General features: G+C 28.5%; 14 protein-coding genes and 1 pseudogene. 2 read left to right on the top strand and 13 right to left on the bottom strand.

Features of this window, described 5'->3' with window-relative positions; all coding sequences use genetic code 11:
- Positions 1-247: 247 nt before the first annotated feature.
- Both E5347_RS14280 and E5347_RS14285 read right to left on the bottom strand, forming a co-directional pair.
- Entirely contained in the window at positions 248-3,589 is a 3,342-nt protein-coding gene (locus tag E5347_RS14280; RefSeq protein WP_136007912.1) for an ABC transporter permease, read from the bottom strand.
- A 9-nt stretch (positions 3,590-3,598) separates the two neighbouring features.
- Positions 3,599-4,300 carry an ABC transporter ATP-binding protein gene (locus tag E5347_RS14285; RefSeq protein WP_136007913.1) on the bottom strand — a complete coding sequence of 234 codons (702 nt, stop codon included), beginning with the start codon at positions 4,298-4,300 and terminating at the stop codon, positions 3,599-3,601.
- Positions 4,301-4,425: 125 nt separating this feature from the next.
- Here E5347_RS14285 and E5347_RS14290 point away from each other — a divergent pair, with 125 nt between their 5' ends.
- Positions 4,426-5,013 carry a TetR/AcrR family transcriptional regulator gene (locus tag E5347_RS14290; protein ID WP_136007914.1) on the top strand — a complete coding sequence of 196 codons (588 nt, stop codon included), beginning with the start codon at positions 4,426-4,428 and terminating at the stop codon, positions 5,011-5,013.
- Here the strand turns inward: E5347_RS14290 and E5347_RS17245 are convergent.
- From E5347_RS17245 to E5347_RS14345, 10 genes and pseudogenes are all read right to left on the bottom strand, one after another.
- A pseudogene (locus E5347_RS17245) lies at positions 4,989-5,144 on the bottom strand (transposase); the annotation flags it as partial. The gene E5347_RS14290 and the pseudogene E5347_RS17245 sit on opposite strands and share 25 nt — an antisense overlap.
- A 238-nt stretch (positions 5,145-5,382) precedes the next feature.
- On the bottom strand, positions 5,383-7,245 hold the full coding sequence (locus E5347_RS14300) for a beta-glucoside-specific PTS transporter subunit IIABC (protein ID WP_136007915.1): 1,863 nt from the start codon (positions 7,243-7,245) through the stop codon (positions 5,383-5,385).
- A gap of 150 nt (positions 7,246-7,395) precedes the next feature.
- A complete protein-coding gene (gene licT / locus E5347_RS14305; RefSeq protein ID WP_136007916.1) occupies positions 7,396-8,226 on the bottom strand; it encodes a BglG family transcription antiterminator LicT in 831 nt (276 codons plus the stop codon).
- A 320-nt stretch (positions 8,227-8,546) separates the two neighbouring features.
- On the bottom strand, positions 8,547-9,980 hold the full coding sequence (locus E5347_RS14310; RefSeq protein ID WP_136007917.1) for a 6-phospho-beta-glucosidase: 1,434 nt from the start codon (positions 9,978-9,980) through the stop codon (positions 8,547-8,549).
- A gap of 709 nt (positions 9,981-10,689) precedes the next feature.
- Positions 10,690-11,217: a putative immunity protein gene (locus E5347_RS14320; protein WP_136007918.1), complete on the bottom strand. Its 528-nt coding sequence runs from the start codon at positions 11,215-11,217 to the stop codon at positions 10,690-10,692.
- A 74-nt stretch (positions 11,218-11,291) separates the two neighbouring features.
- Positions 11,292-11,702, bottom strand: a complete 411-nt coding sequence (locus E5347_RS14325; protein ID WP_136007919.1) for a peptide deformylase — start codon at positions 11,700-11,702, stop codon at positions 11,292-11,294.
- Between the two features lie 243 nt (positions 11,703-11,945).
- Positions 11,946-12,386 carry an ACT domain-containing protein gene (locus E5347_RS14330; protein ID WP_136007920.1) on the bottom strand — a complete coding sequence of 147 codons (441 nt, stop codon included), beginning with the start codon at positions 12,384-12,386 and terminating at the stop codon, positions 11,946-11,948.
- A gap of 77 nt (positions 12,387-12,463) precedes the next feature.
- Positions 12,464-12,685, bottom strand: coding sequence for a hypothetical protein (locus E5347_RS14335; protein ID WP_136007921.1), 222 nt, complete (start codon positions 12,683-12,685; stop codon positions 12,464-12,466).
- A 120-nt stretch (positions 12,686-12,805) separates the two neighbouring features.
- The gene (locus E5347_RS14340; protein ID WP_136007922.1) at positions 12,806-13,330 is read right to left on the bottom strand and encodes a spore maturation protein; all 525 of its coding nucleotides are present in this window, start codon (positions 13,328-13,330) and stop codon (positions 12,806-12,808) included.
- A 12-nt stretch (positions 13,331-13,342) separates the two neighbouring features.
- Positions 13,343-13,918 carry a nucleoside recognition domain-containing protein gene (locus tag E5347_RS14345; RefSeq protein WP_136007923.1) on the bottom strand — a complete coding sequence of 192 codons (576 nt, stop codon included), beginning with the start codon at positions 13,916-13,918 and terminating at the stop codon, positions 13,343-13,345.
- A 116-nt stretch (positions 13,919-14,034) separates the two neighbouring features.
- Here E5347_RS14345 and E5347_RS14350 point away from each other — a divergent pair, with 116 nt between their 5' ends.
- Positions 14,035-14,220 carry a hypothetical protein gene (locus E5347_RS14350; protein WP_136007924.1) on the top strand — a complete coding sequence of 62 codons (186 nt, stop codon included), beginning with the start codon at positions 14,035-14,037 and terminating at the stop codon, positions 14,218-14,220.
- A 413-nt stretch (positions 14,221-14,633) separates the two neighbouring features.
- Here E5347_RS14350 and E5347_RS14355 read toward each other — a convergent pair whose 3' ends face one another.
- Positions 14,634-15,635, bottom strand: coding sequence for a LacI family DNA-binding transcriptional regulator (locus tag E5347_RS14355; protein ID WP_136007925.1), 1,002 nt, complete (start codon positions 15,633-15,635; stop codon positions 14,634-14,636).
- Positions 15,636-15,856: the final 221 nt, after the last annotated feature.

A 15,856-nucleotide genomic window follows, 5' to 3' on the forward strand; every position in this document is an offset into this window, starting at 1 on the left:
ATTATAACTTAGCTTAATTCCAATTCCAATATTTGATTTTCTATTTTAAAACATTTATTCTATTATATAGAAATATATAAATTTCATCTTCTCATTCCAATATTTCTTAACATAAAAGAAGAATGAGCACCTTTATGAATACTCATTCTTCTTTAATTATATAGTAGTTATTATTTATAGTCAGATTTATTTAAGAACTTACTGAAATTATCTAGTATATTTTTAATAAAATCACTTTAATTTTACTTTATTCAACTGACTTTAGAGCTTCAAGCATATCAACATTCTTTAATTTATTATTAACATAATATTTCAAAACAAATAAAATAATTGTTATTGCTACGAATGGAATAGCATATGCTCCATTCCAACGATTTGGATTAAACATAACATCATCTGGTGGAACAACATTTAAAATATAGCTATGCAATAGAATACCACATCCCCATCCAGCAATAATCCCAATCAACGATAATACAATTGTTTCTCGATAAATATACATAGTTACTTCTTTATCAAAAAATCCTAAAACTTTGATTGTTGATAATTCTCTAATTCTTTCTGATACATTAATATTAGTTAAATTATATATAATAACAATTGCTAATAATGTAGCTAAAATAATTAATACTTCCATGATTTTATTAAGTGAAGTGACTATAGTATCAATTTGCGAAGTCAAAGTTGTATTTTGAACAACACCTTCAACTGCTGATAATTCAACAAATTTAGATGATTCTATTTTTGTGTTATCAATACTTGAATTCTTTAACATGACAAGGTTAGCATTACTATTGAAAGATGTATCATAAACATTTTCATATGCTTCTGCATTCATAAAAATAAAATGTCCAGCATACATTTCACAAATATTTGATACTACAACTGATCTTTCATTATCATAATTATCTGTAAAAGTAAATGTATCACCAACCTTAACACCTAACAGTTCAGCTAAACGTTCTGATATAACAGCACCATCATCTGTTAATTCTAACTTCTCATTACTCTTTCGATTTTTAAGAGAGATGTAGCTATTAAAATCATTTGCATCTTCAGAAACAATTAATTTTATATCCTGTCGATCATTATTTTTTCCTGCTACTTTTGATACTGTTTCATAATATACAGGAGAGTATCTATCTACTCCATTTGATTTCAATAAATCTAATAGTTCCTGTTTATCACTTTCTTTTGAACTACTATTTTCAGCAACAATAATGTCATACTTGAGAATATCTCCAAACTGGCTATCTTTCATTCCAGCAATAGAGTGCTGAACTGCAAATCCTGCAAATAGTAATGCTACAGACCCAGCTACACCAAAAATAGTCATAAGCATTCTTTTTTTGTACCTAAATATATTTCTTGCTGTAACCTTATGAGTAAAACTCATTCGACTCCATATTGGTGTAATGCGTTCTATAAAGATTTTAGAACCTTTTACTGGAGGTTTCGGAAGTAATAATCTTGACGGCTTATCTTTCAATTCTTTACTTGCTACTATATAAGCAGGAATGACTGCACTTATAATAGATAAAGCAATTGATAATACTGCAATTTTCCAATTAAAATGTAATTCAATTTGGGGAACTGTGAATCCTGAACTATAAGCATTATAGACAATATAAGGTAATAATGTATGTCCTAAAAATATTCCTATAACAGTTCCAAGCATCCCAGAAATAGTACCATAAATAGTAAATTTTTTAATAATATCAAAATCATCATAACCTAATGCCTTTAAAGTTCCTAAGTTTATTCTTTCTTCATCGACAAAACGCGTCATTGTAGTAAGTGTTACTAAAGCCGCTACTAAATATAGAAAGGCAGGAAAAACTTTTGTCATAGAATCTATAATAGATGAAACTGTACTATAAATCTTATACCCCTCGCCTCCAGGAATCTCTCTACGGCTATTAAATGAATAAACTGGACCTGGTAAATCTTCAAATTCCTTTCTTGCATCATTTAATTTTTCTTCATTTTCCTTAATTTCTTTCTCTGCTTTTGGTTCTTCCTCTTGGAATTCCTCTAGTTTTTCATTATATTCTGTTTCCTTAGAAGCAAGTTCACTCTTGGCACCTTCAAGCTGACTTATTCCTGAGCTATACTCACTCTTTGCACTTACCAGTTGCTGTTTAGCATTCTCTAATTGAAAATTTCCTTCATCAAGCTGTGCCTTAGCTAGTACCAATTTCTCCTCTGCCTGCGTTATGGCTAACTGTCCATTTTGCAATTCTTGATTTTTTTCATCAATTTGTGCCTGTGCTTCATTTACTTTAGTAATACCCGGATTGTAAATTTCTTCTATAAAAGTATTATGCTCACTTTCAATTTGTTCAAGTTGTGCCTTATATCCTAACATTTTCTTCTCTAACTGTTTTTTTTCTAATTCAGAAAGATTAGGATTAGTTATGACTGATTCAATTTGACTAATTCCTACTTTAAGTGAATCAATACCTTCTTCATATTGTTGTTTACCACTTTGAAGTTGTGTTTTAATATCATTAACTTCTTTTTGTTTAGTATTTATTTCTTCTTTACCTGACTCTAATTGATTCTTCTTTACTGCCAGCTCACTAATTCCACTATCATATTCAGATTTCTTTTGATTAAAATAATTCTCTTTTTCAGCTATCTCTGCTTCCCCTTTTTCAATCTGACTCTTAGCATCATTTAGTTTAACTTCATTTTCTTCAATTTGAATTTTAGCTGATTCAATTTGACTTTTAGCTTCATTCAGTTGAGCCTTAGCATCTTCTAATTGTTTCTTAACTTCATCTAATTGTTTTCGACCATCATCTATCTTACTTTCATATTCTTCTTGAATAGATTCCATTCTAATTTCTGGCTGATCCTCCAACAACTCAGATAAATTATCCTTATGCTCTTGAATCAAATCAACGTATTCATCGCTATATGGATCAACTCCCTGAGTATCTTTAAAAGTAATCTTTGCCATCATATACACATTAGAATCAAAAACTTCCTCGTTCACAACTGCAAAACTATTTAATTCTCCTGTTCCAGCAGTAGTTTGTCCACGATTTATACTAGATAAAATTTCACCTGAATTAATATATCCAACAACTTTAAAATCATGTCTCTTTAAAATCTTGGCTCCTATAATATCAGAACTTTCAGTAAAATTGATAGTATCTCCTATCTCATACTCATTACCATATACACTATCAATAACAATCTCATCATCTGCTTCTGGCATCCTACCTTCAACTACTTCATATTTAGAAATTGATTCAGGTTTAGAAAATATTCTAAAGCTTATATTAGTATTTTCTACAACAACATCTTTAAGATAAATATATTCAATATCTTTAATATCACTGGCTTTCTCAATGTTACCTTGATCAATTTCATTAATACCATAATCCCCAATGATTGTTATATCAGCAACATTAAGGTCCTCAAAGTAATGTTTCCCAGTTTCTCTCATATCTGGTCCAGTTACAAACAGACCTACCAATGCAAAAGAACCTAAAGCCATTAACATCATAATCGAGAAAAATCTTCCCCATGAATTAGAAAATGTCTTTCTAATATCTTTCCATAACATTGTTTTTCTCATCCATATCACCTACCATTCAATATCAGCAATTTTTTTCGGATTTGGATTTATATCAATTTTTTTAACTTTAGCATCATGCATATGAATCACACGATCAGCAATTTCCGCTATAGCGGCATTATGAGTTACAATAATAACAGTTGCTCCATGTTTTCGACTCATATCCTGAAGTATCTGTAGAACCTGCTTTCCCGTATTATAATCAAGTGCTCCTGTTGGTTCATCACATAAAAGAATTTTCGGATTTTTAGCAACTGCCCTAGCTATTGCTACACGCTGTTGCTCTCCTCCAGAAAGCTGTGCTGGAAAATTATTAATACGCTTTTCCAAACCAACATCCTTTAAAACCTCAATTGGATCCCTTGCATCCTTAACAATTTCCGAAGCCAACTCAACATTCTCCTTAGCAGTAAGATTTGTAACCAAATTATAGAACTGAAAAACAAATCCAACATCACTACGTCTATATGCAGTTAACTGCTTAAGATTATAATTTGAAATATCCTTACCATCAATAATTACTTGTCCCTCACTATTGGTATCCATTCCTCCAAGAATATTAAGAACTGTAGATTTACCAGCTCCTGATGATCCTAAAATAACAACCAATTCTCCTTTTTCAATAGAAAAACTAACATCATTATTAGCAACAATTTCTGTATCACCTGTCTTATAACGTTTATAGCTATGAATCATTTCAATATAACTCATGTTCTTTTCTCCTCCCTTAAATGAACAACATGTTGATTTGTTTATGGATTTATTTTATACTGTTCATATAGAACAATCAATAATCACTTTTTTTAATGTGTTGATTTAAGGAGGAAAAATAAAATATGACTCAGAAAAGAAAGACACAAACTAAAGCTATAATTAAAAATGTCTTTACACAACTTCTTATTGAGAAAGGATTCAATTCTTTAACAGTGAGTGATATTACTAGAATGTCAAATATCAATAGAGGAACCTTTTACTTACATTATGTTGATAAATATGATTTACTAGAGCAATTAGAAAATGAAATAATTAGTGAACTCACTAATATTTTATTAAAAGATTCAGAATACAATTTAAATAATCCCTTAGAATTAATTCCTTACTCTTCAATTTTAAATGCTCTATATTACGTAAAAGAAGATTTTGAATTTATCATGGCTTTAATAGGCAGTAAAGGTGATTCTGCTTTCATAGAAAAATTTAAAGATATTATAAAAAAATTAATAGAGTCCAGAGTAAATAAATCTAATAGTTTAAGTTTATCTATGAAAGGAATCCCGAATGATTACGCCAATGAAATTTTACTTAGCAGTATAATATCAGTTATTTTACTTTGGATAAGAAAAGGTGGAGTAGAATCTCCAGAAGATATTGCTAAAATTATTAGCCAAGCAAAAGAAATTGCCCCATATGAGTTGTTAATATAGATGCCTAAAATATCTTTATAGGCTTTCATTGTGTAACCTAAACAAATGTAAACTGCTTTGTTAACTGTTTTTCCATTACTTCTAACTTTAAAATACATATCATCCAAATACACTATAGGATATATTTTATTAGTTATCCACAGTTTTTAAAAATATAATCTCCTAAAGAATAAAAAAATAACACCTTAAAGTTACATTCTTCATACTGTAACTTTAAGGTGTTATTACTTGCAAATACCTGTGTTAATAATATATTTTAATTACATCTATATTCTCACTAATAACTAAAATTTAATTTCATGCCAGATATTATGAGTAATATTTATAACTACTCATAATATCTACAATCAATAATTTTTATAAACTAAACTATATTACTACTGTTAATAAATCTTCTTTAAAATCTATTTGTTTTTTATCGATTTCTACAACATCTAAATAATTATCTGAGTTTGTTATGATTACTGGTGTGATTAAAGAATATCCTTCTTTTTCAATTGCTTTAATATCAAACTCTACTAAAGTCTGTCCTTTTTTAATTATGTCTCCTTGTTTAGCTTTTAATGTGAAGTGTTTTCCTTCTAATTTTACAGTATCCATACCAATATGTATTAATATTTCTGCTCCATTATTAGTTGTAATTCCCATAGCGTGTCCTGTTGGAAATAGTGTTGTAAGTATTCCATCTGCTGGAGCTACAACTTTCCCCTCTGTTGGCATTATCGCTATACCTTTACCTAATGCACCACAAGCAAAAGCTTCATCTTCAACATTTTTTAACTCTGTTAATTCTCCTTTTAATGGGCTTGAAATAACTTCTTGTTTAACTAATGTATCTTCACTATTTTGTGAACCATCTGTATTAGAATTATCATCTTCCATATCCTTTGGATCTAATTTTATAAATAACATTGCTAAAAATCCTAAAATTAAACCTGCTGCCATTGCTATAATAACTCCATAAAATCCCTTGTCAGGTCCATTTGGTCCTATAAAATTCGGTAAAACAAATATTCCTAAACCACCTGGCGTATATTTTTTAGATTCAAAGAAACCAAGGATACCTCCTGTAACTGCGCCTATTATACAGCTTACTATAAATGGTTTTTTTCTTGGTAATGTAATACCATAAATTGCTGGTTCAGTAACACCAAAGAATCCTGAAATGATTGATGGAACACATAATGATTTTAATTTCTTATTTTTTGCTTTTAATGCTATTGCTAAAACTACACCTGTTTGTGCAAAACATATTGCAACTGAAGTAGCTACAATTGGGTCGTATCCTAAAACTGAGAAATTGTTCATTGCTATTGGAACTAATCCCCAATGTAAACCAAACATAATAAATATTTGATAGAATCCACCGATAAATAAACCTGCTATAGTTGAGTTTAAATTATAAATTGCTAATGTTATATTTCCTAACATTTCACTAGCATATGATGTTACTGGTCCTATAGCTAAAAAAGTAACAGGAACTACTACTATTAAAGTTAACATTGGAACAATAAAAGTTTTAACAATATCCGGAACAATTTTCTTAAATAACTTTTCAACATAAGATGCAAATACAATTGAAATTATAACTGGAATAACAGTTGAAGTATAACCACCTGAAGGCATTATAACTGGAATACCAAAGAATTCAATTGTCTTACCTGCAATACCTGTTATTGTAGGATGAACAAGAGATGCACCTATTGCCATAGCTACAAATTGATTTACATTAAACTTCTTAGCTGTTGTAAATCCTAAGAATATTGGAAAGAAATAAAATAAGCTGTCTCCAATTGTTTGTAGTATAGTGTAAGCACCACTTTCAGGACTTAACCATCCCAAAGCAACAAACATTGATAAAAATCCTTTAATCATACCAGTTGCAGCTAATACTCCAAGTACTGGTTGAAAAACTCCTGATATAATATCAATTAATTTATCGAAAGTCTTCATCTTTTCTGAAGAATTATTTCCTGAACCTTCAGAAAGTCCTGCAACTGCAACTACATCTGCATAAACATCTGGAACATGATTTCCTATAACTACTTGATACTGTCCAGCACTTTGAACAACTGTAACTACACCATCCATATTTTTCAATACATCTGTGTTGGCCTTTTTTTCATCTTTTAACTTAAAACGTAATCTAGTTATACAATGAGTTAAACTGCTAACGTTTTCTTTGCCTCCAACATTTTTAATTATTTCTTTTGCAAGATTTTCGTATTTCATAAGCAATCGCTCCTTTTAAATTAATCATAATCTTATATATAAAAAAGCAAGACCTAAAGTTTAATAATACTTAAATTACTTTTGTATTTTCAAACCTATGGTCTTGCCTGATTCAACAGTAACAATCCTAAATATTTAATTATTTCTATATTATCTATTAACAATACGCTTAATATGAAGTGTCAAATAAAGCTGTTCTTCATGACTTAACTCTATATTTAAATATTTTTCTATCTTAAGCATACATTTATAAGCATCTTTATATTTTTCCTTTACTTGAGCTAAAAGAAAGTCTTCATTTTCATTTCTATACTGTGTTTTATTATTAAGCCTTTTAAAGAAAAATCTTAAATGAGTAATAAACCTTTCATAGTTTAAAGATTGTTCATCTAATTCAATATCAAATGTATATTTCACAATATTTAGTATATCCTGAATCTTTTTGGTCATACTATAAGCAATATCAGTTTTATCGCTTTTTCCATTAATCTGAGCTGTTATCAAGTGAAGTGCAATATTTCCGGCTTCTTCTTCATTAATCTTTTTACCAAATTCACTTTCAATAAACTCTAAAGCTTTTAATCCAATATTATATTCTTTAGGATAAAACTTCTTTATTTCCCAAATCAATATATTTGGTCTTTCTATTCCTTCATCAAATAATTTTAATGTATAACTTATATGATCAGTTAATGTTACATAAATATAATCATTAAGTTCACAGTTTAACATGTTCTTAGCATATTCCACAATATCATAGCACAATGATATTTGTTCTGTAGGTATGTGTTCTAAAATCATTTTAAACTTTTCTAAAGTATCCTTTTCCTTTAAAATAAAAGTTTTTTCTATTAATGATTCATCTACTTCATCGCCAACTTTTTTTCTAAACGCAAGTCCACATCCAATGATAACAGAATCTCGTCCATTGTCTTCTTTAACTATAACTGCATTGTTGTTAAAAATTTTATCTATCTTCAATGCACATCACCTCATACTCCATTCTATACTTGACTATATTAAAAAATAAAAACCTTAATTAATTAAAAGAAATAAATATCATATTTCTTCTACTTAATTAAGGTATAGCCTGATCGAATCAGTAACAATCCCAAGTTAATGTAACCGTTTATTTTCAATTTCATCATACTTTTTTTATGATAACTTGTCAATACTTTTTTTTAAACTTTATATGCTTTCATAAAAAGCTTTAAAAACTCGATTTTGTTTTGCATGACTATAATTTATTCTTCATTTTTGAATCAGCTTTTAAAATATAATAGAATTTAATATTAAGTAAGTTATAGTTCTTCTCCATTAGTTTTTATTACATTTTTGTACCATTCAAATGATTTTTTCTTCTTTCTGTCTAATGTACCTTTTCCAGTATTATCCTTATCTACATAAATAAAGCCATATCTCTTCTCCATTTCACCAGTACTTGCACTTACAAGATCAATACATCCCCAAGGAGTATATCCAATTAAGTCTACGCCATCTTTAACGGCTTCCTTCATTTGAATTATATGATCCTTTAAATATTCAATACGATAATCATCATTAATTGAACCGTCTTCTTCAACTTTATCAAAAGCACCAAGACCATTTTCAACTACCATAAGAGGTATATTGTACCTTCCATACAACTTATTTAAAACATATCTTAATCCTTTAGGATCAATCTGCCATCCCCAATCACTTGCTTTAAGATATGGGTTTTTAATTCCACTAACTAAATTTCCTGAAACTTTGTCTTTTCCACCCTCTGATGATTCACAGTTACTCATATAATAACTGAATGTATAATAATCTACTGTTCCTTCTTTTAAAATCTTCTTATCTTCTTCAGTTATATCTAGAACAATATTATTTTCTTCAAAATATCTCTTAGCAAAGAAAGGATATTCACCTCTAACATGTACATCTCCACAAAGATCATTTGCCACTTGATCCATCTTCTGTGTAAGTAATATATCATCCGGATTACATGTATAAGGATATTTTGTCATATAAGCAATCATACAGCCTATTTTAAAATCCTTATTAATACTATGACCAAGCTTTACTGCTTTTGCACTTGCTACAAATTGATGGTGAAGTGCTTGAAAACGAATCTGCTTGTTATCATTTTGGTGTAATAAATCTTCTGTGCCTTCATTTAAAATACCAAGACTAAGATATCCTCCTACTGGCTTTGTACCACAATTAATTTCATTAAATGTAAGCCAGTATTTAACTTTATCCTTATATCTATTAAATATTACGTTACAGTAGTTAACAAAAATATCTATTACATCTCTTGAAGCCCATCCATTATATTTTTTAGTTAAATTAAAAGGCATCTCATAATGTGAAATAGTAACTAATGGCTCTATATTATATTTTTTTAATTCATCAAAAACATCATCATAAAACTTTAATCCTGCTTCATTAGGTTCTTTATCATCACCATTAGGGAATATACGTGTCCATGCTATAGACATTCTAAATACCTTAAAGCCCATTTCTGCAAATAACTTAATATCATCTTTATATCTATGATAAAAATCAATAGCTTCATGACTTGGATAATTTAATCCATCAATAGTTTCTCTAGTAATTTTACGTGGAGTAGTGTGAGTTCCTCCTGTCAGCATATCACTTGTACTTATACCTTTTCCATCTAAATTCCATCCACCCTCAAATTGGTTAGCAGCTGTAGCACCGCCCCATAAAAAATCTTTACTAAATCCCATAGAATGTTCCTCCTTAGATTTACAAATTAAAATTATTTAAAAATAAAAGACCCATCTGTAGAGATATAAGCAATTGCACAAAATACACTCCTTATAAACTCATACAAATAGGTCTAGCTTGTCTTTCAACAATAACCATCCAAATTTTATATTCACATTATAAAACATTCTAAACATTCTGTCAACGGTTTCACTTATTTATCTTTTATAATTTTTTCTTCTTTTTAAAATACCTAAATAAGACCTTTTACTACATACACGTTTCATCTACCCAATCCCCCTAACATACTGTAATATTTATTATATAGTCATATATATTATTTAGGCACATGAAAGAAAATAATATACCAAATTTGTTGCCTATGCCACAAATGGAATTAGGAAAAGCCTTAATGATCTTATTAAGAAAAGCAAAAATAGAAGCCATTTAGAAGGACATGAAGCAGAATACTGTAAAAGAATATGCAAATCTTCATAATATAAATTATTCAAATAGAAACAACTGAAATAAATTCAGCTGTTCTTTTAAGACTTAATACATTATATTTTTAATTATTTTGACTAATAATTTTGGTTCTCCACAGATACGCTTCAACATAACTAATTCTAAACTTATAAATTTAACCTTTTCACTAATGAATTTTATTATTTATATACATCTAAAAATACCTAGCTTCAATGCTACGTATCTTTAGATAAGTCTCTTTATTTAACAATACCAATTTATCTTTGCTGGATTAGACTCATCTATTATAGCAATTTTCTCTAGAGCTTCCTCTATCTTTTTGCATTCTCTTGCAGCGATTTCTTCATAAACCTCTTCATTCTCATTAACACCAACAGAAGAATATGCTATTGCTGCAGCTCCATAAAATACAAGTCCTAAAGAGCTAGTTACAGTATTAATAGTTGTAGTTGTTGCAGCAATTGCCCTAGCTGCTGCTTGTGCAGCTGAATTTCCTTCTGCTTCTCTTGCTGCTACTTGAGCTTCCTTTATAACTTTCTTTGCTTCTGCTAATTTAATTTTCCCATCTAGCCATTCACTAGTTGCATTTAATGAATCCCTTAAACGAGTATCCTCAGGATAATCTTTTTCATAAATAGGTAAAATATTCTCCCTTGCATACTCATTGCACCATTTTACAATAGTATTTTTGCTTTGTGTTTCTATTAACTTCATTAGAGAAATAATATATGGTGAATCTGCTTTTCCAAGCATTTTTCTTATTTTAGCCATAATAACTCCTTTTTCTTAAAAGTATTTTCATATTAATAAACTCAGTATAAATTCAATATAATTACTTTTATATATTAGATTATTATACCTTCAAAATGATCTACTTCATGTTGAATAATCTGTGCTGTGAATCCAGTAAATGTTTGTTTATGTTTCTTGAACTGCCTATCAAAATATTCTACTTCAATTATTTCATATCTCATGGTTTTTCTAAATCCAGTTAAAGATAAACAGCTTTCTTCTGTTTCATAACGTTTCTCTTTCTTTACTATAACTGGATTCACCATAGGAATTATAATATCACCTACACTAAATACTAGTATTTGTTTTTTAACTCCTATCATATTGGCTGCCATACCAACACAACCATCTAGGTTTGCTCTTAAAGTATCTACTAGATCATCTATAACTGCTATATCTTCTTTAGTTGCAGGTTCTGATTTCTGTCCTAAAAATAATACATCCTTTACAATTGGTCTTATCATAATTATTCAACCTTTCTATTCCTTGTCTAAACAATCTTCATCATTTTCATTATAAGTTAACTCATTTTGAGAATACAACTTTATAATCCTCAAAAAGCACAGATATATTTCCCAATAACTTACTGAAATAATTATAACATAAGCCAATGATACTTTAGCATCATTGGCTTGATTTTAATATTTAATAATTTTTATTTTATTAAACATGCCTTCACTTCATATTAATAAAATTAACTTGTCCTTTTATTCCATAGCCAAAACCTTAACACTTATTACATTTTGCAATAATCTTAAAGTGTTAACTAAATGCTTTATATCCTTCGTCATATTAGCTATATCTATTGTTATCGTAACGTTTGCAGCCATATTTATAGGAATATCCTGACTTATTGTTAATATATTTCCCTTATTAAAGGCTATGCAATCTAAAACCTTTGAAAGTGTTCCAGCTTCATGGGATAAAAGTACTACTAACGTAATTTTCTTACTGTTAATTCCCTCAGCCATAGGAAAAATATAATCCTTATATTTATAAAAAGTGCTTCTACTAATTCCTGTATTTTTTGTAGCTTCACTTATATCCTTATATTTTCCTGTTAATAAACTCTCTTTAACCTCCAGAACCTTCTTAAATACCTCTGGAATAACCTTGTCACTAACTATATAATATTTATCTCCTGCCATCCCTACACCACCTAAATAAAAAAATAAACTATATATTTATCTATTATATAGCTTATCTTGTATAAAATATATATTATTTACAATTTGTTTATATTAACTCTGTTGGACTTCCTAATTTTATTTATATAGATCTTAATTAAGGAAACTACAACAGACATTACTCCTCCTAATGCAAAGCATAATTGTATATTATCTAAAAACAACCCAATTAATACCCCAATGCCTACTCCGTAAGCTAAATAAATTGAAAGAATTTTTATTTCATCATCTGACAAAAATAATTTGTCATTCCATTCCATTAACTCATCACTTCCCTCCCTCATTTATATATTCATTATAACTTATTAATCTTCAGAACTAGTTACAAAATTATTACATATCAGTTTATTTTTATTAATATTTTAAGTCATTTATTTAATCTATATTAAAAATCTAAGAACAATAAATATAGATACTATTATAGCAGTCATATCTGCCAATAAAGCTGCCCAAACAGTATGTCTAACTTTCTTTATTTGTACAGCTCCAAAATAAACTGTAACTGTATAAAAAATAGTTTCTGTAGTTCCCATAATTACTGATGCTATTAGTCCTATGTAACTATCTGGACCATAATTCTTTAAAATATCTGTTAATATTCCCATTGCTCCACTTCCTGATAAAGGCTTTATAAGAACTAAAGGAATTACCTCTTTAGGTAGTCCAATAACACCAGCAATTGGAGAAATCATATTATTTAATATATCTAATAACTTAGCTTCTCTAAAAATATTAACTGCAATTATCATTGCTAATAAATAAGGAAATATATTTATACAAACTTTAAGGCCTTCTTTTGCTCCTTCTATAAACCACTCATATACCTTTCTTCCTTTGATCATTCCATAAGTAATTATAATAATTATTATAATAGGTATTATACTTTTAGTAATATATTCAAACATAGATAGTCCCTCCTAAAAATATCTTTGAAGTAGCTTACAGAGTAATACTCCTGTAACTGCTGCAAAGGTGCTAGCTATTACAGCCGGTAAAATAATCATTCCAGGATTATTAGAATTATAAGCTGCTCTAATAGAAATAACTGTCGAAGGAACTAGTTGAATACAAGCTGAGTTTAATACTAGAAAAAGAGTCATATCATTTGAGGCTGTTCCTTTATTTTTATTTAACCGATCCATTTCTTGCATGGCTTTGATCCCAAAAGGTGTAGCTGCATTACCTAACCCCATCATATTAGCAGTTATGTTCATTACTATTGCCCCCAGTGCTTTTTCATCCTTAGCTGCTTCTTTAAAAATAAGCTTTAATATAGGTCTTAGGAGCTTAGCTAGCTTATTAGTAAATCCACTTTTTTCAGCAACCTTCATTACTCCACACCAAAAGCACATAAGTCCAACTAATCCAATAATTAATGAAACTGTAGAATCGGCAGAATTAATTACCGCCTTAGAAATACCTTCTCCATTACCTGTTAATAATCCAACTAAAATCCCTAAAAATATCATTACAAACCAAATATAATTAATCAAATTCTCACCTCTTCGCAATTACTCCTATAAATATATGACTTGAATATGACTTTTATTAGTGATAGGATAAATATAACTAACAATAATTATGTTTAAACACATAAAGGAGATTAATTATGAAGGAAGAAAACTTAAAAATAGCTCAAAAAGATATTGATGATGCACTAAAAACTGTTGAAGATATGGTTAATTTTATTGATGAAGCTGACTTATCTAAAGACGTATTAAAAGAAAAATTTATTACTTTAACTGAAAAAGTTCAAGAATTAGAAAACATATTAAAGGTTGAAGGAATACTATAGAATTATCTTCTACATAACAATTTAAAATTTATAACGGTATTATAAAATCAGCTGTTACATAATGCAAAATTAAGAATTAATAATGAAAATATAATAAAAAACTTTTAATGTTTTAAAAAAACAATTTTTAGTACTTATACATGATTATTAATTAAATTTGATTTAAATGTAAGAGTTAATATAAAAAAGCAACTTCAAAATGAAGTTGCTTTTTTGACCATAACCTTTTTCAATTAGTTACCCATCCTAATCGAAAGCAATAAATTCTCGTATCATAGTTGAATTTGAAAACGTTTGTAAATTATAATTTGATTATAACATGGTTTATATTACCTTTCAATAGAAATCAAAAAAAGAAATGCAAAAAATATAACTTAAATACATTTCTTACATTTCTTTCATTTAAACAGAAATTATTTCTTACAACTATCTCTTTCAACTAATAAATAGTCTAATACGAATTGAGATTCTTCTACTTCTTTCTTGTTAAGAAGTTTGATTAACATTCTCATAGCAACAGATCCCATATCATAACTTGGTTGCTTAACAGTTGTTATCTTAGGATAGAATACTGAAGACATAATATTATCATTGAATCCTATAACGCTTACATCTTCTGGAACTCTTTTTCCATTATCTCTTAATGCATTTATAACACCCATTGCAATTTCATCTGAAGCACAAACTACAGCATCATAATCTTTTTTACTTGATTCAAAATGTTGAACAGCTTCATATCCACTCTTAACTTTTAAACCTTCAGCATATATTAAATCCTCATCAATAGATATTCCATTTTCTTTTAATGCATTTTCATAGCCTATGTATCTATCTCTCCAAGCATTCATATTGTCTCTTTTAGCTCCAGCAAAGGCTATTTTTTTCATTCCCTTATTTAATAAGTATTCAGTAGCCTCTTTTACAGCTTTTATGTTATCTATAGTAACGCTTGGTAAGCTTTCTTCTTTATCCTTAGTTTCAACTAAAACAGTAGTTAAGTTTAGCTCATTTATTATCTCTAATGTTTCTTCTTGCAGGGATGAACTCATATAAATAACTCCATCAACCATTTTTTCTTTTAATACTCTTAAGTATTCTTTTTCTTTTTCAATGTCAAAATCAGAGTTACATAATATTACATTGTAGTCGTAAATATTTGCAACGTCCTCAGCTCCTCTAACTATTTCAGGATAAAATCCACTTGAAATATCAGGAACTAATATCCCAACTGTCTTTGTCTTTTGAGTTTTTAAACTTCTTGCTACTATATTAGGTCTATATCCAAGCTTCTTAATTGCTTCTAGAACCTTCTTTTTCGTGTCCTCATTTACAACATCTATGTCATTTAAAACTCTGGAAACAGTAGCAATTGAGACTCCCGCCTCTCTAGCAACATCTTTTATTGAAGTAGCCATATATCATCACTCCATTTTTTTATAGTCTTTATCTCATTTTAACAATAATTATACTCTTTGAAAACAGTTTATACAATAATCAATATTTTTCTTTAATTTTTATATAAGTTGATTGTGTAATTACCTAACTTAAGTATTTTAAATATGAACTAACTTAATAAAATGTATAAATTTTATTTCAAATTATATATACTAAAAAGTTAGAAGTCTCCTATTGAAAA

Origin of the sequence: Clostridium sartagoforme (genome assembly GCF_004794105.1) — a bacterium.
Taxonomy (GTDB): domain Bacteria; phylum Bacillota; class Clostridia; order Clostridiales; family Clostridiaceae; genus Clostridium; species Clostridium sartagoforme_B.